Origin of the sequence: Thermoactinomyces sp. FSL K6-2592 (assembly GCF_038006465.1) — a bacterium.
Taxonomy (GTDB): Bacteria; Bacillota; Bacilli; order Thermoactinomycetales; family Thermoactinomycetaceae; genus Thermoactinomyces; species Thermoactinomyces vulgaris.
Window position 1 is genome coordinate 314,285 of the sequence record NZ_JBBOVH010000001.1, and the last position, 18,161, is coordinate 332,445.

General features: G+C 49.4%; 20 protein-coding genes. All 20 read left to right on the forward strand.

Going from position 1 to position 18,161, the window contains the following annotated elements; all coding sequences use genetic code 11:
* Window positions 1–87 precede the first annotated feature (87 nt).
* The 20 genes from atpF to murA all read left to right on the forward strand — a co-directional run bounded on the left by atpF (window position 88) and on the right by murA (window position 18,141).
* Window positions 88–576, forward strand: a complete 489-nt coding sequence (atpF, locus tag NYE37_RS01680; RefSeq protein WP_037996629.1) for a F0F1 ATP synthase subunit B — start codon at window positions 88–90, stop codon at window positions 574–576.
* On the forward strand, window positions 573–1,115 hold the full coding sequence (locus NYE37_RS01685; protein ID WP_037996632.1) for a F0F1 ATP synthase subunit delta: 543 nt from the start codon (window positions 573–575) through the stop codon (window positions 1,113–1,115). Before atpF ends, NYE37_RS01685 begins: the two co-directional genes overlap by 4 nt.
* 30 nt (window positions 1,116–1,145) lie before the next feature.
* The gene (atpA, locus tag NYE37_RS01690; RefSeq protein ID WP_340711727.1) at window positions 1,146–2,663 is read left to right on the forward strand and encodes a F0F1 ATP synthase subunit alpha; all 1,518 of its coding nucleotides are present in this window, start codon (window positions 1,146–1,148) and stop codon (window positions 2,661–2,663) included.
* Between the two features lie 82 nt (window positions 2,664–2,745).
* Window positions 2,746–3,621, forward strand: coding sequence for an ATP synthase F1 subunit gamma (gene atpG, locus NYE37_RS01695; protein WP_037996636.1), 876 nt, complete (start codon window positions 2,746–2,748; stop codon window positions 3,619–3,621).
* A gap of 57 nt (window positions 3,622–3,678) precedes the next feature.
* On the forward strand, window positions 3,679–5,085 hold the full coding sequence (gene atpD / locus NYE37_RS01700; protein ID WP_037996637.1) for a F0F1 ATP synthase subunit beta: 1,407 nt from the start codon (window positions 3,679–3,681) through the stop codon (window positions 5,083–5,085).
* Between the two features lie 132 nt (window positions 5,086–5,217).
* Window positions 5,218–5,475, forward strand: coding sequence for an ATP synthase F1 subunit epsilon (gene atpC / locus NYE37_RS01705; protein WP_037996704.1), 258 nt, complete (start codon window positions 5,218–5,220; stop codon window positions 5,473–5,475).
* 288 nt (window positions 5,476–5,763) lie between these two features.
* Entirely contained in the window at window positions 5,764–6,135 is a 372-nt protein-coding gene (locus NYE37_RS01710) for an NADH-quinone oxidoreductase subunit A (RefSeq protein WP_037996639.1), read from the forward strand.
* Window positions 6,126–6,644: a NuoB/complex I 20 kDa subunit family protein gene (locus NYE37_RS01715; protein ID WP_049720706.1), complete on the forward strand. Its 519-nt coding sequence runs from the start codon at window positions 6,126–6,128 to the stop codon at window positions 6,642–6,644. The genes NYE37_RS01710 and NYE37_RS01715 overlap by 10 nt, the downstream gene beginning before the upstream one ends.
* The gene (locus tag NYE37_RS01720; RefSeq protein ID WP_231855192.1) at window positions 6,641–7,342 is read left to right on the forward strand and encodes an NADH-quinone oxidoreductase subunit C; all 702 of its coding nucleotides are present in this window, start codon (window positions 6,641–6,643) and stop codon (window positions 7,340–7,342) included. Before NYE37_RS01715 ends, NYE37_RS01720 begins: the two co-directional genes overlap by 4 nt.
* Window positions 7,343–7,347: 5 nt before the next feature.
* The gene (locus tag NYE37_RS01725; RefSeq protein WP_037996645.1) at window positions 7,348–8,448 is read left to right on the forward strand and encodes an NADH-quinone oxidoreductase subunit D; all 1,101 of its coding nucleotides are present in this window, start codon (window positions 7,348–7,350) and stop codon (window positions 8,446–8,448) included.
* Window positions 8,448–9,422, forward strand: coding sequence for an NADH-quinone oxidoreductase subunit NuoH (gene nuoH / locus NYE37_RS01730; RefSeq protein ID WP_049720705.1), 975 nt, complete (start codon window positions 8,448–8,450; stop codon window positions 9,420–9,422). Before NYE37_RS01725 ends, nuoH begins: the two co-directional genes overlap by 1 nt.
* 25 nt (window positions 9,423–9,447) lie before the next feature.
* A complete protein-coding gene (gene nuoI, locus NYE37_RS01735; RefSeq protein WP_037996710.1) occupies window positions 9,448–9,891 on the forward strand; it encodes an NADH-quinone oxidoreductase subunit NuoI in 444 nt (147 codons plus the stop codon).
* Window positions 9,891–10,394: an NADH-quinone oxidoreductase subunit J gene (locus NYE37_RS01740; RefSeq protein WP_037996647.1), complete on the forward strand. Its 504-nt coding sequence runs from the start codon at window positions 9,891–9,893 to the stop codon at window positions 10,392–10,394. The genes nuoI and NYE37_RS01740 overlap by 1 nt, the downstream gene beginning before the upstream one ends.
* A gap of 1 nt (window position 10,395) precedes the next feature.
* Complete coding sequence (nuoK, locus tag NYE37_RS01745; RefSeq protein ID WP_037996651.1) at window positions 10,396–10,701, forward strand: NADH-quinone oxidoreductase subunit NuoK; 306 nt, start codon at window positions 10,396–10,398, stop codon at window positions 10,699–10,701.
* 40 nt (window positions 10,702–10,741) lie between these two features.
* Window positions 10,742–12,598, forward strand: a complete 1,857-nt coding sequence (gene nuoL, locus NYE37_RS01750; RefSeq protein WP_049720704.1) for an NADH-quinone oxidoreductase subunit L — start codon at window positions 10,742–10,744, stop codon at window positions 12,596–12,598.
* Window positions 12,595–14,115, forward strand: coding sequence for a complex I subunit 4 family protein (locus NYE37_RS01755; RefSeq protein ID WP_121874272.1), 1,521 nt, complete (start codon window positions 12,595–12,597; stop codon window positions 14,113–14,115). The genes nuoL and NYE37_RS01755 overlap by 4 nt, the downstream gene beginning before the upstream one ends.
* A 4-nt stretch (window positions 14,116–14,119) precedes the next feature.
* Window positions 14,120–15,628, forward strand: a complete 1,509-nt coding sequence (locus tag NYE37_RS01760) for an NADH-quinone oxidoreductase subunit N (protein WP_062843229.1) — start codon at window positions 14,120–14,122, stop codon at window positions 15,626–15,628.
* Between the two features lie 154 nt (window positions 15,629–15,782).
* On the forward strand, window positions 15,783–16,025 hold the full coding sequence (locus tag NYE37_RS01765) for a DUF1146 family protein (protein ID WP_037996714.1): 243 nt from the start codon (window positions 15,783–15,785) through the stop codon (window positions 16,023–16,025).
* A gap of 73 nt (window positions 16,026–16,098) precedes the next feature.
* Window positions 16,099–16,827 carry a YwmB family TATA-box binding protein gene (locus tag NYE37_RS01770; RefSeq protein WP_037996659.1) on the forward strand — a complete coding sequence of 243 codons (729 nt, stop codon included), beginning with the start codon at window positions 16,099–16,101 and terminating at the stop codon, window positions 16,825–16,827.
* 18 nt (window positions 16,828–16,845) lie between these two features.
* Window positions 16,846–18,141: a UDP-N-acetylglucosamine 1-carboxyvinyltransferase gene (gene murA / locus NYE37_RS01775; protein ID WP_037996661.1), complete on the forward strand. Its 1,296-nt coding sequence runs from the start codon at window positions 16,846–16,848 to the stop codon at window positions 18,139–18,141.
* Window positions 18,142–18,161: the final 20 nt, after the last annotated feature.

The window sequence follows — 18,161 nt, forward strand, 5'->3', positions numbered from 1 at the left end:
TCCGTATGATGGAGGCGGGGATTTGACTTTAAGTCCCCGTCTGGTCGTATTGAAGAAGAAACACGATCCCGAAGGGAGTGAGTTGGATTGCTGACCATCGAAATCGGTACGATGCTGTTTCAGCTGATTGCATTTATTATTTTAATGCTTCTTGTGTCCAAGTTTGCCCTTCGTCCGATGCTGCAGGTGATGAAACAACGCCAGGATCACATCGAAGGCCAGATCAAGGAAGCGGAAGAACGCAGAAAAGAAGCGGAAAAACTGCTTGAAGAGCAACGGCAGGAACTGAAAAAAGCGCGTCAGGAAGCCAAAGAGATCATTGAACGTGCCAAAGCGCAAAAAGACCGCGAAGCGGAAGCGATCATCAAGCAAGCACAGGAACGGGCAGGGCGCATTCTGGAAGAGGCGACGAACGAAATTCAGCGCGAAAAAGAAAAAGCGTTGGCCAGCTTGCGTGATGAAGTCGGCGGGCTTTCCGTTCAGTTGGCGTCCAAATTATTGGAAAAAGAATTGGACAAAAACCGGCATTCCGATTTGGTTTCCAGCTATCTTGACGAGGTAGGAAGATTGCAATGAGTAAGACGGTAGCGAGACGTTACGCCAAAGCGCTGTTTGAAGTTGCCTCTGAACAAAAGCAGATCGATGCCGTTGAGAAAGATTTGAAGCAAATCACCGATACATTGGAAGCTTTCCCGGAATTGACGGAATGGCTCAGCCATCCTTCAATCGGGAACGGACAAAAAAAGGAACTGCTCACCAAAATCTTTGATCAGTTGAATGCTTACACCAAGAATCTGATGTATCTGTTGGTGGATCGCCGGCGGGAAAACGTTCTCTTTGATCTGTATGAAGAATACAAAAAGCTGGCAAATGAATCCAGAGGGATTGTCGAAGCTGTTGTCACGACGGCATTTGAATTGACCGAAGAGGATAAAAAACAAGTCAAAGCAACCTTTGAGCCAATGATCGGGAAAACCATGGAACTGGTTGAGAGAGTGGATTCAGATATCCTGGGCGGCGTGGTTGTGCAAATCGGCGACCGTTTGTACGACGGAAGTTTGCGAACCAGGCTGAATCGTTTCCAAGAACAGCTGAAACAAAATCAAGTTGGATAGATCACAGACGGAAAGATTGGGGTGACATTTATGAGCATTAAACCGGAAGAGATCAGCTCTCTGATTAAAGAGCAGATCGAGAATTACCGTTCCGAAGTGGAAGTGACGGATGTCGGCACCGTCATTCAAGTAGGTGACGGGATCGCACAAGTTCATGGCCTTTCCAACGCAATGGCGGGTGAGCTGGTTGAGTTTAAAAACGGCGTCATGGGAATGGTTTTGAACTTGGAAGAACACCATGTGGGGGTTATTATTTTAGGACCTTATCAGGATATTCGTGAAGGGGATCAGGTCAAACGCACCGGCCGCTTGATGGAAGTTCCGGTGGGGAAATCGCTTCTTGGCCGTGTCGTCAACCCGTTGGGTCAACCGCTTGATGGAAAAGGCCCCATTGAAACCACCGAATTCCGTCCCGTCGAATCTCCTGCACCGGGTGTCATTGACCGGAAATCCGTCCATGAACCTCTGCAAACAGGAATCAAATCGATTGACTCCATGATCCCGATCGGACGCGGGCAGCGTGAGTTGATCATCGGGGACCGTCAAACCGGGAAAACCACGATTGCCATTGACACCATCATTAACCAAAAAGATGAAGACATGATCTGTGTTTATGTGGCAATCGGGCAAAAGCAATCGACTGTTGCACAAGTTGTTGAAAAGCTTCGCCGCTACGGTGCGATGGATTACACCATTGTGGTGGTTGCCAGCGCTTCGGATCCGGCACCGCTTTTGTACCTCGCTCCCTATGCCGGATGTGCAATGGGTGAATACTTCATGTACAATGGCGGTCATGTTCTCTGCGTTTATGACGACTTGACCAAACAAGCCGCTGCTTACCGCGAGCTTTCGCTCTTGCTCCGTCGTCCGCCAGGCCGTGAAGCTTATCCGGGGGACGTGTTCTATTTGCACTCCCGTTTGCTCGAGCGGGCTGCAAAATTGTCCGACGAACGCGGCGGCGGTTCCTTGACGGCACTTCCGTTTATTGAAACCCAAGCCGGGGACGTGTCCGCATACATTCCGACCAACGTGATCTCCATCACCGACGGGCAAATTTTCTTGGAATCCGATTTGTTCCACTCCGGTTTCCGTCCGGCGATCAGTGTGGGGACGTCGGTATCCCGTGTCGGTGGCGCGGCGCAAACCAAAGCCATTAAAAAACTTACGGGAACGTTGCGTTTGGATTTGTCCCAATACTATGAGCTGGCGGCTTTTGCCCAATTTGGTTCGGATTTGGACAAAGCCACCAAAGCAAAACTGGAGCGGGGAAAACGCACCGAGGAAATTTTGAAACAGGAGGAACACCATCCGCTTCCTGTTGAGAAACAAGCGGTTTCCTTGTATCTTGTCACTAAGGGGCACTTGGATGACATCCCGGTGGAAGATGTGCGCCGTTTTGAGAAAGAATTCCACAGCTATCTGGAAACCAATGAAGAAGGCATTCTGAAATCGATCCGGGAGAAAAAAGCGCTTGAAGACGGGACCGAAGAAAAACTGAAAAAAGCAATCGAAACCTTTAAAAAAGGGTTTGCGGTTACCGAGAAATAAGCCGTTTCAGATAAAGTAGAAAAGAGTCGCTGGTCGTCAGCGGCTCTTACGGGGAGACTGGCAGCGGAAAGGCGGTGAAAACATGGGTCAATCGATGCGTGAGATCAAAAGGCGCATTCGTTCGACGGAAAAAATGAGACAAATCACCAAAGCGATGAAGATGGTTGCAGCCGCGAACTTGCGCCGTGCACAGGAAAGAGCCGAAAAAGCGCGTCCTTATGCGGAAAAAATGCGTGAAGTGATCGTAAGCATTGCCCAAGGTACGACGAATGCAAAACATCCCATGCTGGTTTCGCGCCCCGTACGTAAAACAGGCTATCTTGTGATTACGTCGGATCGCGGCCTTGCGGGAGGATACAACAGCAACCTTTTGCGGATGTTGCTTCAGACTTTGAATGAACGGCATCAAAGCAAAGATGAGTACGTATTGTTTGTCATTGGCCGGAAAGGCCGGGACTTCTTGAAAAAACGCAATTATCCAGTCATTGATGAGATTACGGGACTTTCTGATTCACCTTCTTATGATGAAGTGCAAGAAATTGCGAAAAAAGCCGTTCGTTTTTATGCAGAAGAGAAATATGACGAGCTGTACATCGTTTACAACGAGTTTGTAAACCCGGTTGTTCAGCGGCCTTTGGACAAACGGTTATTGCCGCTTGCGAGCGAGGATTTGAGCGGGCAGAAACAAGGTCCGAAAACAGCTTACGAATATGAACCATCGCAGGAAGAAGTGTTATCCGTCTTGCTCCCCCGGTATGCTGAATCTCTGATTTACAGCGCCTTACTCGACGCGAAAGCAAGTGAATTTGCTTCCAAAATGACAGCGATGAGCAATGCAACGGATAATGCGACGGAGTTGATTGATCAATTGACGTTACAGTTGAACCGTGCGCGTCAGGCTGCAATTACTCAGGAAATCGCTGAAATTGTCGGCGGTGCATCTGCGCTAAACGGCTGAGCATGATCTTTTCACAAGTGAAGAAACCAGTGCATGGCAGTTTAAGGAGGGAATTCGATGAGTTCTGGACGTGTGCTTCAGGTTATGGGGCCGGTTGTGGACGTTGAGTTTGAACGCGGACATCTGCCTGAGATTAACAACGCGATTAAAGTCAAGCGGGCGGACGGAAGCGAGCTTGTTTTGGAAACAGCTTTACATTTGGGAGATAACACGGTGCGTACCGTAGCCATGGCATCCACCGACGGTTTGGTCCGGGGGATGGAAGCGATCGATACGGGAAGACCAATCTCCGTACCCGTCGGACGTCCGACATTGGGACGGGTGTTTAACGTATTGGGAGAGCCGATTGATGAGGCCGGAGAAGTAAAAGGAGCCGAAAGACACTCCATTCACCGTCCGGCACCGAGCTTTGAAGAACAATCGACTGAGCAGGAAATGCTGGAAACGGGAATCAAAGTGGTTGACTTGCTTTGCCCTTATGCCAAAGGTGGAAAAATCGGACTCTTTGGCGGTGCGGGAGTAGGAAAAACCGTTTTGATTCAAGAGTTGATCAACAACATCGCACAAGAGCACGGCGGATTGTCGGTGTTTGCGGGGGTTGGTGAACGTACCCGCGAGGGGAACGATCTTTATCATGAGATGAAAGACACCGGGGTCATCGACAAAACCGTCATGGTGTTCGGACAGATGAACGAGCCCCCGGGGGCGCGGATGCGTGTGGCTTTGAGCGGTTTGACCATGGCGGAGTATTTCCGTGATCAAGAAGGTCAAGACGTTTTGTTATTCATTGATAACATTTTCCGCTTCACCCAAGCCGGATCCGAGGTGTCCGCACTTTTGGGCCGGATGCCGTCTGCGGTGGGTTACCAACCCACATTGGCAACGGAAATGGGTCAATTGCAAGAACGGATCACCTCCACGAAGAAAGGTTCCGTCACCTCCATTCAGGCCATTTACGTGCCGGCTGACGACTACACCGATCCGGCTCCGGCGACCACCTTTGCCCACTTGGATGCGACCACCAACCTGGAACGTCGTTTGTCTCAAAAAGGGATTTATCCGGCGGTGGATCCGCTGGCATCCACTTCCCGCATCCTGACGCCGGAAGTGGTGGGAGAAGAACACTATCAGGTTGCCCGTGGCGTGCAGGAACTCCTGCAACGTTACCAAGAGTTGCAAGACATCATTGCCATCTTGGGAATGGATGAATTGTCCGAGGAAGATAAAATCGTGGTTGCCCGTGCACGGAAAGTGGAGAAGTTCTTGTCGCAAAACTTCCACGTTGCTGAGCAGTTCACCGGTAACCCGGGAGTATATGTGCCGGTGAAAGAAACGGTTCGCAGCTTCAAAGAAGTGCTGGAAGGAAAATATGACGACTTGCCGGAAGACGCTTTCTACATGGTCGGCGGCATTGACGAAGCCGTTGAAAAAGCGAAAAAACTGGGTTATACCCGCATGGTGTAGATCCCGGCATTTTTTGCGGCGGGTTTCCGGTTGAACCGGAATGCCGATCGATGGATACACGGCTCACTCCGCAGGACAAGGAGGTGAAGCCCTGCCACATCCCGTGGTTGTTCCCGGGATCAGCAGGTCATGATGGGGAATAAAGTGCAGTTGGATATTGTAACGCCTGAGCGGATTGTTTATTCCAAGCACATTGATATGGTGGTGACAAAGGCGGCCAATGGAGAGATTGGCGTGATGGCCAAGCATGTTCCGTTTGTGAGCCCGATTATCGGGGATACCGTTCGGGTGAAAAATGACGGATCGGAAGAGACGTTTAAAATCAGCGGCGGGTTCATTGAAGTGCGCCCTGATAAAGTCACCATTCTTGCTGAATCCGCAGAGGTATAAAAACGGATCTTCAAAAAGACACCTTTTCCGAAGGTGTCTTTTTTATTTTAAGGTTTGTGAAAAATATTTCCCGCTTTTGGTGAACCATCTCAGATAAGCGCTATTTTTCTCAAGGACACGATCCTTCTCACAATTGGGAAAGTAGTGTATAATCAAACAATAGAGGAGGGGATTGCCAACTTTTTAGCACTGCTTTAAAAAAGCATTTTATTACTGAAAAATTAGTATTTCATTTAAATAATGTAAGCGTTTTATTTTTGTATAGATCAAGATGAAGGAGGGGTTTGTTTGTCTGCCGTCAGTCACGGGATCATTGCCATCTTTTTTATTCTCGGCATTGTTCTGCACATTGTGGCGCTTTCCATTGGAAAACTGCTTCGTCCCCATCAGCCCGCCCCGGATAAGGCCATTTCTTATGAAAGCGGTGTGGATCCGACCGGGGACAGTTGGATTCAGTTTAATGTCCGCTATTATTTGTTTGCGCTCTTGTTTGTCATCTTTGATGTGGAGGCGGTTTTTTTATACCCTTGGGCAGCCGGTTACGATGTTCTGCGCTCTGAGGTGGGGCTGTTCATTCTGGTGGAAATGGTTTTGTTTGTTTTCTTTCTGATCCTGGGTTTGCTTTATGCTTGGAAAAAGAAGGTGTTAGAATGGGAGTAAATTTTGAAAAATTGGCTCCGGTTGAGGAGCAGGAATTAAAGCGCAATGTGGTGACGACGAATTTGGAACAGATCAAAGCATGGGCGCGCAGCAGTTCTTTATGGCCCCTTACTTTCGGGTTGGCATGTTGCGCCATTGAAATGATGGGCACGGGGGCCCCGCATTATGATCTCGACCGGTTTGGCGTCATTTTTCGTGCGTCCCCGCGCCAGTCGGATGTCATGATTGTCGCAGGAACCGTGACCAAAAAAATGGCGCCTTTGTTGCGCAGATTATACGATCAAATGCCGGAACCCAAATGGGTGATTGCCATGGGGTCTTGTGCTACTGCCGGCGGACCGTATGTGAAATCTTATTCTGTTGTCAAAGGCGTTGATCAAATTGTGCCGGTCGATGTCTACATTCCGGGATGTCCTCCCAACCCGGCAGCCTTGATTTACGGAATCAACAAATTGCAGGAAAAAATCCGTTATGAAGCCAAACACGGGAAGAAGGTGACGAACCGGTGAGTTCTCATGAAGAGGATCGGAAAAAATCTGAAGAAAAAGAAAAAGGACTGGAAGAGAAAAACGCATCAACTGCTGGATCAAGTCCAAATGCTTTAGAACCGGAAAAACCGGCTCCCCAATCCCCGAAACCGAAAGACAAAGCAGTTCCCCGGCGGGCAAGGCCTGCTTCCGTCCGTTCCAAACCAGCCGACAAAGAGGAGAAAAAACCGGAAGAGCCGTCACCGCTTGAACCGGTTTTAAAACGTTTTAAGCAGGAAATCGTGGAAAAAGCAGGGGAAGACGCCGTGGTTGAAGATTATATCAACCGGGCCGGCGAACATATTCCCACGTTTGTCATCGCCAGGGAAAAGTGGCTTGAGGTGGCCCGGCTTTTGAAAGAAGATCCGTTGTTTTCCTTTGATTATCTGCGCAATTTATCGGCTGTGGATTACCAAAAAGAAATCGAAGTGGTATATCAGTTTTACTCTTTCAAAAAGAAACACCAGATTGCCATTCGCGTCAAAACAGACCGGGATGAAGCCAAAGTGCCGAGTGTGGCTCATTTATGGAAAGCAGCCGACTGGAATGAACGGGAAGCTTATGACCTGATGGGAGTGGTTTTTGAAGGGCACCCGAATCTGAAACGGATTTTGTTGCCGGATGAATGGGTGGGGCATCCGCTCCGGAAAGATTACGAACCACTGGATAAGGAGGTTTAATCCTTGTGCTTAGAACGGAAGAAATGTTGCTGAATGTCGGACCTCAACATCCCAGCACCCATGGCGTGCTCCGTTTGGTCGTGAAAATAGACGGGGAAATCATTGTGGATGCCGAGCCGGTGATTGGATACCTCCATCGGGGAACCGAAAAGCTGGCGGAGGATCTGAATTATACACAAATCATTCCCTATACGGACCGGATGGACTATCTGTCCGCCATGACCAACAACTATTCCATCGTCCATGCCACCGAAAAGCTGATGCAACTGGAAGTTCCGGAAAAAGCCCAATTTTTGCGGGTGATTGTGATGGAACTGAACCGGATTGCCAGCCATTTGGTTTGGATGGGAACTTATTTGTTGGATATCGGTGCTTTAAGCCCCTTTTTATATGCATTTCGGGACCGCGAAAAGATTTTGGATCTGTTTAATGAGTTGTGTGGTGCCCGGATCACGTTCAACTATATGCGCGTGGGCGGTGTCAAATGGGATGCGCCTCCGGGTTGGATTGACAAGGTCGGGCAATTCGCGGAGGACATGAAACGGCAAATGAAAGAATACCATGATCTCATCACCGGAAATGAAATCTTTATTCAACGGACCAAAGGAATCGGGGTGGTTTCGCCGTCGCTGGCCATTGAATACGGACTGTCGGGTGCCAATTTACGGGTGACCGGCGTGGATTGGGATTTGAGGAAGAACCAGCCGTATTCGATTTATGAACGGTTTGATTTTGATGTGCCGGTCGGGAAAACCGGAGATTTGTATGAAAAATATTTGTGTCGGATGAGGGAAATTGATGAATCCTTGAAAATCGTCGAACAAGCGGTTGCTCAGTTCCCCGAAAGCGGTCCGGTCATGGGAAAAGTTCCCCGGGTCCTACGGGTTCCGGAAGGAGAGATTTATTGCGGTATCGAATCTCCACGGGGAGAGCTGGGTTGCCATATTGTCAGCAATGGGAAAGACAAACCGTGGCGGTTGAAGTTCAGGCGTCCGTCTTTTTATAATTTACAGATACTCCCGACTTTATTAAAAGGAGAGAATATATCCAATTTGGTGGCGATTTTGGGCGGAATCGACATTGTGCTCGGGGAGGTGGATTGTTGATGAATCCGTGGATGATCATCGGACCGGTTCTGCTTTTGCTGATCGTACTCGGGTTTGTGACGTATGCCATTTTGTTTGAGCGGAAAGTGCTGGGCTGGATGCAGAACCGCATCGGCCCGAACCGGGTGGGGCCCCGGGGGATGTTTCAAACCGTGGCGGATGTTTTGAAGCTGCTCATCAAAGAAGATGTCATTCCCGCAAAAGCGGATGCCGGATTGTTTAAATTGGCGCCGGCGATTGCCTTTGTTCCCGCTTTTGCCGTGATGGCGGTGATTCCTTTCACCCCTTCCATTCAGTTTTCTGACTTTGCAGTCGGTTTGCTGTATTACATGGCAGTTTCCAGCATTACCATCATCGGAATCCTGGTGGGAGGCTGGGCTTCCAACAACAAATATGCATTGATCGGCGGGATGCGTTCGGCAGCGCAAATGATCAGTTATGAAATTCCGCTGGTGATGTCTGTCGTCGGGATTGCTTTGTCGGTCGGTTCATTAAATCTGGCCGAGATTGTGGAGGCCCAAAAAGAGGTTTGGTTTATTTTTCCGCAATTTATCGGTTTTGTGGTCTTTTTGATCGCGTCGGTTTCGGAATTGAACCGGACGCCGTTTGACCTGCCGGAAGCCGAATCGGAACTGGTGGCCGGTTACCATGTGGAATATACGGGTTTCCGGTTTGCGTTTTTTATGTTGGCGGAGTATACCTACATTTTTGCCATGGCATCCCTGACGACCGTGCTTTATCTGGGCGGATGGAATGCGCCATTCGGCTTCACGTGGGTTCCGCCGGTCCTTTGGTTTATATTGAAATTTTTGCTGGTCGTGTTTTTCCTGTTCTGGTTGAGAGCCACCATGCCGAGGATTCGTGTCGACCAACTGATGCAGTTTGCATGGAAGGTGTTGTTGCCGGTCGCTCTCCTCAATATTTTGCTGACTTGTCTTTTAAAAGAAGTGCCGGTGATCGGGACTTATTATTAACGGAAAAGGATTGGAGGGGAAAATGGTGCTTGGCTTGATCAAAGGGTTGGGAGTCACCCTCAAAAACATGACAAAGCCGAAGGTCACTTACCGGTATCCGGATGAGCCGCTCGAGATGCCGGACCGCTTTCGCGGAATCCAGCATTTCGATCCGGAAAAATGCATTGTCTGCAACCAATGTGTCCGCATCTGCCCGACCGATTGCATTTCACTGACGGGGAAAAAGCATCCGGAAAAGAAAGGGAAAGTGATTGACACTTACGATATTAACTTTGAAATTTGCATCTTATGTGATTTATGCACGGAAGTTTGCCCGACAGAAGCCATTGTCATGACCAATAACTATGAGCTCGCCGTTTACGGAAGGGATGAATTGTTTAAAGATTTGGAGTGGCTCAACCAAAATAATACAAAGATTCGAAAAGAAAACAGCACCAATCTCATCAAAAAACCGGGAGGAAAAAAATAATGCCCGTAAACGCTGAATTCATTGCATTTTTTATCCTTTCCGTCATGGCGATTGGCGGGGCCGTGTTTATGATCAACTTTACAAGGGTCATCCATATGGCTTTGGCGCTCGCATTCACTTTCTTCAGTATCGCAGGCATTTATTTGCTCTTAAACGCCGAGTTTTTGGCGGTGATCCAGGTGCTGATCTATACCGGGGCCGTTTCGATTCTCATGTTATTCGGGATCATGTTGACCAAACACCGGGATGAAGAGAAAAGTTCGATTGCGCCATGGCATGCCGTGCTCGGTTTTATCACTGTCGCTGCCTTTTTTGGCGTCATGATGTGGATCATTTATCAGGTGCCGGTATGGAGCGAACCGCATAACGGTGAAGGATGGAACGTCGTCCGGTTGGGAGAGCGGGTCTTCACTGAATACGTGATCCCGTTTGAACTGGCATCGATCTTACTCTTGGTGGCACTGGTCGGGGCAGTCATTCTGGCAAAAAGGGAGGAGAAATGAGATGGTCATCACCTCATATCTTGCTTTGTCGGCCATCTTGTTCAGTATCGGTTTGTATGGCGTGTTGACGAAGAAAAACGCCGTGATGGTCCTGTTCTGCATTGAGTTGATGTTTAACGCCGCGAATATCAACTTTGTGGCATTTTCCAAATTTGGTCTGTTTCCCAATCTGGCGGGCCAGATCTTCACACTGTTTACGATTACGGTGGCAGCGGCGGAAGCGGCTGTGGGGATTGCCATTTTGATTGCCTTGTACCGGCAGGTGTCCACGGCGGAAGCCGACCGTTATCATTCGCTGAGAGATTAGCGGAAGCAATCAAACTTCTAAAAAGAAGGAAGGGTCAGAAATGGAAGCAAACATGGCTCTGTTGATTCCTCTTTTTCCTTTCATTGCATTTCTTTTGCTTCTGTCCGGCCGTGGATTCATCCAAAGGAAAATTGCGGCCGCAACAGGAGTGACGGCAACTTTTCTTTCTTTGTTGCTGTCCGTTTACGTTTGGTTGTCCGGGGAAACCGTCACATGGAACATTCCTTGGTTGAATCTGGGGGACGTTGCGGTTTCATTCAGCATCCATCTGGGTTCCCTGCAAATCTTGATGCTTTTGATCATCAGCATCGTCAGTTTTCTGGTTCATCTGTATTCGTACGGTTATATGGAACGGGATGACCGGATCCGGGTGTTTTATGCTTATTTGGCTTTGTTCACTTTTTCTATGTTTGGTCTGGTCATGGCGGCCAATCTGTTGTGGATCTATATCTTTTGGGAATTGGTCGGGGTTTGTTCCTTCTTGTTGATCGGGTTTTGGTACTTCAAACCGGAGGCCAGGGAAGCGGCACACAAAGCGTTTGTCGTTACAAGGATCGGGGATGTCGGTTTCTTCATTGCCATTCTCCTGATGTTTTGGCATGTGGGAAGCTTTGAAGTTTCCGATTTGAAAACGGCTGTGGTTTCCGGGCAAATGTCCCCCGGTTTGATCACTTTGTTGGCAATTCTCATCTTTATCGGAGCGGTTGGAAAATCCGGACAGTTTCCATTACATACCTGGTTGCCGGATGCCATGGAAGGGCCGACGCCGGTCAGTGCCCTGATCCATGCGGCCACCATGGTAGCCGCCGGGGTTTATCTCGTTGCCAATCTGTTTTTCCTCTTTCAGGCATCTCCTCCGGCCATGGATGTGGTGGCTTATATCGGGGGGTTCACTGCGATTTTTGCCGCAACCATCGGATTGATGCAGCATGATGTCAAACGGGTGCTTGCTTATTCCACGGTGAGCCAGCTCGGCTTCATGATGTTGGCCCTGGGTTCGGCCGGATATGTGGCCGGGGTTTTTCATCTCTTTACCCACGCTTTTTTTAAAGCGTTGTTGTTTTTGGGAGCCGGCGCGGTCATTGTTTTGCTCGCCCATGAACAGGATTTGCGGAAGATGGGCGGGCTTTGGAAAACCCACCGCCAACTCGGTGTTTGGTTCTTGGCCGGTTGTTTGTCCATTGCGGGGATTCCGCCTTTCTCCGGGTTTTTCTCCAAGGATGAAATCTTGTTTTCCGTTTACCAGGATGGAAGGACGGGGCTTTTTGTCACCGGTTTGATTGCCTCCTTCTTCACGGCTCTTTATATGTTCCGCCTTTTCTTTCTGGTATTTGCCGGGGAACCGAGGGGTCCCAAGGCAGACCGTCCGGTGCCTGCCGTGATGATGATTCCGGTGGCCGTGCTCGGGATTCTTTCAATTGGAAGCGGATGGGTCGGTTTGCTTCCCGGCGGGGGGTTTGAAAACTGGTTGGCCGCCGGCAACGAATCCGTTTCGGATGCCGCATCGGTTCCGGTGTGGTTGGCGGTCGTGACGGTTGCGGTTTCCCTTGCCGGAATCGGATTGGCCTGGCTGTTTTACGGAAACGGTAAGTTCAGCGCCTGTCAGGCGGCACAAACCGTTCCTTGGCTCCATCGCCTGGTTTTGAACAAATATTATGTGGATGAATTGTATCAGTATTTGTTTGTCTGGACGATCAAAGGAATCGGCTGGTTTTTGTCCGGATGGGACCGGTTTGTGATTGGTGGGATTGTCCGGTTTGTCAGTTGGGTCGTCCAATGGATCGGGCGTTTGGGTTCCAAGATCCAAAACGGGCAGGCACAGACTTATGTGTTGGTGAGTGTGATTGGTTTTGTCCTTTTGATGGTAGGAATGACAGCGGGGAGGTTATTTAAATGAGTCGGTTTGATTGGATGCCTTCATTGGTCACGTTTCTCCCGCTTTTAGGGGCTTTGGTTCTCATTTTTCTTCCCCGTGAGAAAGTGCGCTGGCACCGGATTTGCGGGATTTTGTCCACACTTCCGCCGCTTTTGCTGTCCCTTGTGATGTATGCGCAATTTGATCAGGGGTTGAAAGGGTTACAGTGGGTGAAATCGGTTGTCTGGTTTCAAATCCCCCTCTTACAGGGAGAACCGTGGACTTTTCATTACAGCATGGGAGTGGACGGATTATCGCTTCCCTTCATCGTTTTGACCACCCTGATCAGTGCCGTGGCTGCCGCGGCATCCGGATTCATCAAGGAGGAGACCAAAGGGTTTTACCAGCTGTTTTTGCTCTTGGAGACAGGGATGATTGGTGTTTTTTCCGCATCCAATCTGTTTCTCTTTTTCATCTTCTTTGAAGTTACATTGATTGCCGCTTATTTTCTGATCGGAAAGTGGGGATTTTTGGGCAGGGAGAAAGCAGCCAACCAGTTTTTGTTGTTTAACGGGCTGGGATCCGGATTCCTTCTGTTTGCCATGGTGGGTTTGCTGCTTCTCTTTGGCACGTTGGATTATTCGGTGTTGCAAGACCGGATGGATCAGGTGATGGGGCAATTTGCGCTGTTGCCCCCGGTTTTGAAAACGATGTTGTGGGGAACGTTTGCGGCACTGGTAATCGCATTTTGCATTAAGTTGCCCGTGTTTCCTTTCCACAGCTGGATGTTAAAAACCCACGTCGAAGCTCCCATCCCGGTGGTGATGGTTCATGCCGGGGTTCTGCTGAAGATGGGGGCTTACGGTTTAATCCGGTTCGGGTTGGGGTTGTTCCCGGTGCAAATGAAGGAAATCTCCATCTATCTGGCTGTGTTCGGTTTGATAAACATCTTGTACGGAGCCTGTATTGCCATTGTGCAAAAAGAGTTGAAGCATGTGCTGGCTTATTCCAGTGTCAGCCATATGGGGATCATTTTGTTCGGGTTGGCCGCTTTAAATACGGCCGGACTAAACGGAGCGGTTTTCCAGGCGGTGTCCCACGGGATCATTTCGGCACTGCTTTTCTTCCTCGTCGGCAGCATTTATGACCGTGCCAAAACGACGGAATTGGATGATCTGGGCGGACTGGCCAAATCGGCACCGGTACTTTCGGGGATTTTCCTCACCGGTGGATTGGCGCTTTTGGGATTGCCGGGGCTGTCCGGTTTTATCAGCGAGTTTCTGGCCTATCTCGGCGTGTTCCAAAACCATCCGGTGATTGGGGCGGTCGGGGCACTCGGGTTGATTTTCACCGTGGTTTATGCATTGCGTGCTGTGTTGAAAACGACCTTCGGACCGTTGCCGGAACGTTTTCAGGCGGTTGGCGATCTGCATTTGCGCGAAAGCTTTCCGATGTTGGTGATGGTGCTGTTGATTGTCCTGATCGGTGTTTATCCGGCCGTTTTGAGTGCGCCGATGCAAGAAACGTTAGATCTTATTGTATCTCGGATCGGAGGGTAGGGGCATGATGCAAACATTGCTGGATTTTGACCTGAGGGTGATGGCCCCCGAGCTGACGATCGTCGTTGCCGCCGCTCTGTTGATGATTTTGGATTTGTTGTTGAAAGAAACGGTGTCAAAGAAATGGATGGGCATCTTCGGGCTCATGGCCATCTTGGCGGCAGGCGTTTTTGTCGGCATGGGTTGGGGGCATGAACCGTATCAGATTTTGGGGGATTCGTACCGGATTGATCATTTGAGCTTGACGCTCAAAGGCATTTTGCTTGCCGGAACGGCTTTGGTTTTCTTGTTTTCCTTCCGGAAAGACGAAGAGTTAAAAGCGGAAAGCGAATATTATTCTTTGCTTCTTACCGCTTTGCTCGGTGCCATGATCATGGTGTCGTCGGCGGAGTTGATCACATTGTTCGTCGGTCTGGAGCTGTTGAGCCTCTCATCCTACATATTGACTGGGATTCGGAAAAAACGGACTGATGCGACCGAAGCGGCATGGAAATATGTCGTTTTGGGAGGGGTTTCTTCCGCTTTTATCCTGTACGGGATGTCCTTTCTCTATGGATTGACCGGAAGCACCCACTTGTTTGAGATACGGGACCGGGTTGCGGAAGTTTCGGCAACTGATTACCAGTTGTTCCTCTTTTTGTCGTTCTTTTTAATGATGGTCGGATTTGGTTTTAAAATTTCATCCGCGCCTTTCCACACCTGGGTTCCCGATGTTTACCAAGGCTCGTCAACCCCGGTGGCGGTGTTTTTGGCTGTGGTGTCCAAAACCGCGGCGTTTGCTCTGGTGCTCCGGATGTTGCTCGGGGCCTATATTCCGCTGGTGTCAAACGGTGTCTGGAATGAAGTGATTTCCTGGACATTGATGATCATGGCAGCAGCTTCCATGATTGTGGGAAACACGGTGGCATTGCGCCAAACCAATGCCAAGCGGCTGATGGCTTACTCCAGCATCGCCAATGCCGGTTATCTGCTGGTTCCTCCCGCAACGATGGGATTTGTGGGATATGATCTGTTTCCGAGTCTGGTGTATTACCTCATCGCCTACCTGTTCATGACGGCCGGGGCCTTTGTGGTGATTGAAGTCGTGGGAAAAGAGACGGGAACCTATGATTTGAGAGCTTTTTCCGGGTTGTACCAACGTTCGCCGGGGCTGGCGGTGATCATGACCCTGTTTATTTTGTCTCTTGCCGGCCTTCCCGTGACGGCGGGGTTTGTAGGGAAATTTTACATTTTGATGAGCGCGGTGGCCAGTTCACACAACTGGCTGGCGCTCATCATGATCATCACAACGGTGATCTCTTATTACTACTATTTTCGCATCGCCCGGCACATCTATTTTAGAAGAGCCGGGGATGATGGGAAGCTGAACGTCCCTTGGACGGTGATGGCCGTCATCGGGATCGGATGTTTGGGCACCTTTTTGTTGGGATTGATGCCGGACTACTTCTTTCAAGCCTTGGGGGATCTGGATTGGATGTCTGCGTTCTCCCAAGCTGCCAATACTTCACCATAGGCGCTCTTTTCATCAAGCGGAATCTGAAAGCATACCCCTCTTCAGAAGGGGTATGCTTGTTTTGTTCATGCATTTGCAAAAATATCTTTTGCGCATTCGCCATTTTTTTTGTACCATGGTAGCATGTGAACATATGCCTGAGGGAGTGCATATTATGGATGGGACGACGCAGCTGGCCTTGTCGGGGCTGGTGAACATATTCCTCTCGATCTTAAGCATTGCCTTTGTCTGGTGGATCTTGCTGGGCATGCGCATCGAGCAACTTTTCAAAAAGAATCACACGGCTCAGATCAGAGCCTTGATGATCGTCTTGTCGATCATTCTCGGGCATCAACTGGCGTCCTTTTTTATTGATTATCTCAGTTGGTCCAGGCTGATCAGCCAGCTGATTCACTGACCGGCTCCACGTATATCCTTTTCCCTGAATGTGAAGAATGGGAATAATAAGAATTCAGGGAGAGGGATGGAAAATGTGGGGGATTGTGAAAAAAGTGATTCTTTTTTGTGTTTTTTTGCCTTTTGTATTCATTGGATCACAGGAACAATCCCAACCCGAAGGGCAATTGATCAAAGCGTTCAAGAAAGTCGGGGTGGAACCGGAACGATATGTGTTGCATTATGGAAACCGGCTGCACCGGGCAATGAGCCAACAAGAGATCGAAGAGTGGACACAAGCATTGAGTCGTTCATTAAATATCGGGCCGTTGGAACGCAATGATGAATTTGCCGGAATAAAATTTTCGGCGGAAGGGATCATCGAGCGAAACATTTTGGTGAAAATGGCCGTGATCAATGATGAACCGTCTGAAGAATTCATCCATCCATATTTGTCCATTCAATTGGAAGGAAAAGGAAGTGACCGGGAAAACTGGCAAGCTGCCCGCGATCATGTGACGCGTGTTTTGTTAAATCATGGCATTACTCCATCTTATCATTATTCCGTTCAGGGAAGCAGGCCGGTGCAAAACGAACAGGAGGAATATTTACTCGCGGAGATTTTCCGGCTGTTGAAAGCGGAAGAGGTGGAAGCGATGCGTACGGATCATACCGTCAGCATCTCCGCACTTTCTCCGTTGTTACCGGCAGGCATCAAGACAAGAGGCGGCATGATGAATATGCAAGCGGCCGTTCGGATGAATCAGGATGCCCATCGCATGGTTATCACTTTAGGCACGCCAATTATCACCATCGAATATTAGTTTTTGGGGGGAAAAGCTTTGGAAAAGATCATCGTTCAAGGCGGAACACGTTTAAAAGGAAGAGTGAAAGTACATGGCGCCAAAAATGCGGTACTTCCTTTGATTGCCGGATCCATTTTGGCATCCAGAGGGGACATCAGGATTACGGATGTTCCGCTTTTGGAAGATGTGAAAACCATCACTCAACTTTTGAAACGCTTGGGGATCCAAGCCGATCTGGGTGATGACCAAATTGTGATCAATGCAGAAAAAGTGGAATCCACCGAAGCGCCTTATGAACTGGTGCGCAAGATGAGAGCTTCTGTTTTGGTGATGGGACCCCTGCTTGCCAGGAAAAAACACGCACGGATTCCTCTCCCGGGAGGATGTGCCATCGGAAGCAGGCCGATTGATCTGCATTTAAAAGGACTGGAAGCCATGGGTGCCCGGTTTGACATCGGGCAAGGCTACATTGAAGGGACCATTGACGGGCGTCTTCATGGAGCGACGGTTTATCTGGATTTCCCAAGTGTCGGAGCAACCCAAAATATCATGATGGCAGCAACATTGGCTGAAGGCCGGACAGTGATTGAAAATGCCGCTTGTGAGCCGGAAATCGTGGATCTTGCCAACTTCCTCAATGCGATGGGTGCAAAAATCCGGGGAGCCGGTACCGATGAAATTCGCATCGATGGAGTGGATATTTTGCGGGGAACAGAATACACCGTGATTCCCGACCGGATCGAAGCCGGAACTTACATGGTGGCGGCTGCCATCACCCGCGGCGAAGTTTTTGTGGAAGGGGCCATTTCCGATCATTTGGTTCCGCTGATTGCCAAGATGCGTGAAATGGGAGTCCATGTGCTTGACGGCGAAAACGGGATTCACGTTCGTGCAGACGGGGATTTGAAACCCGTGGATGTCAAAACCTTGCCCTATCCAGGATTTCCGACGGATATGCAATCACAGATGATGGCTCTTTTGCTTACCGCAAACGGAAACAGCATGCTGACGGAAACCGTGTTTGAAAACCGGTTTATGCATGTGGAAGAGTTTAAGCGGATGGGGGCGCAGATTAAAATCGACCGGCGCACCGCATTGATTGAAGGTGGAAAACCGTTGTCGGGAGCTCAGGTGAAAGCCACGGATCTGCGTGCCGGTGCGGCCTTGATTTTGGCCGGATTGGCAGCGGAAGGAGTCACCGAAGTGACGGAGTTGCATCATGTGGATCGCGGTTATGTGGACATTGTCGGGAAATTGAGAGGCTTGGGAGCCAAAATTGAACGGGTGAGCGAGGAGAAAAGTTCCAAGACGGAACAAAAATCTTTTGCATGACCAAACGAAGGTCAAGCGGC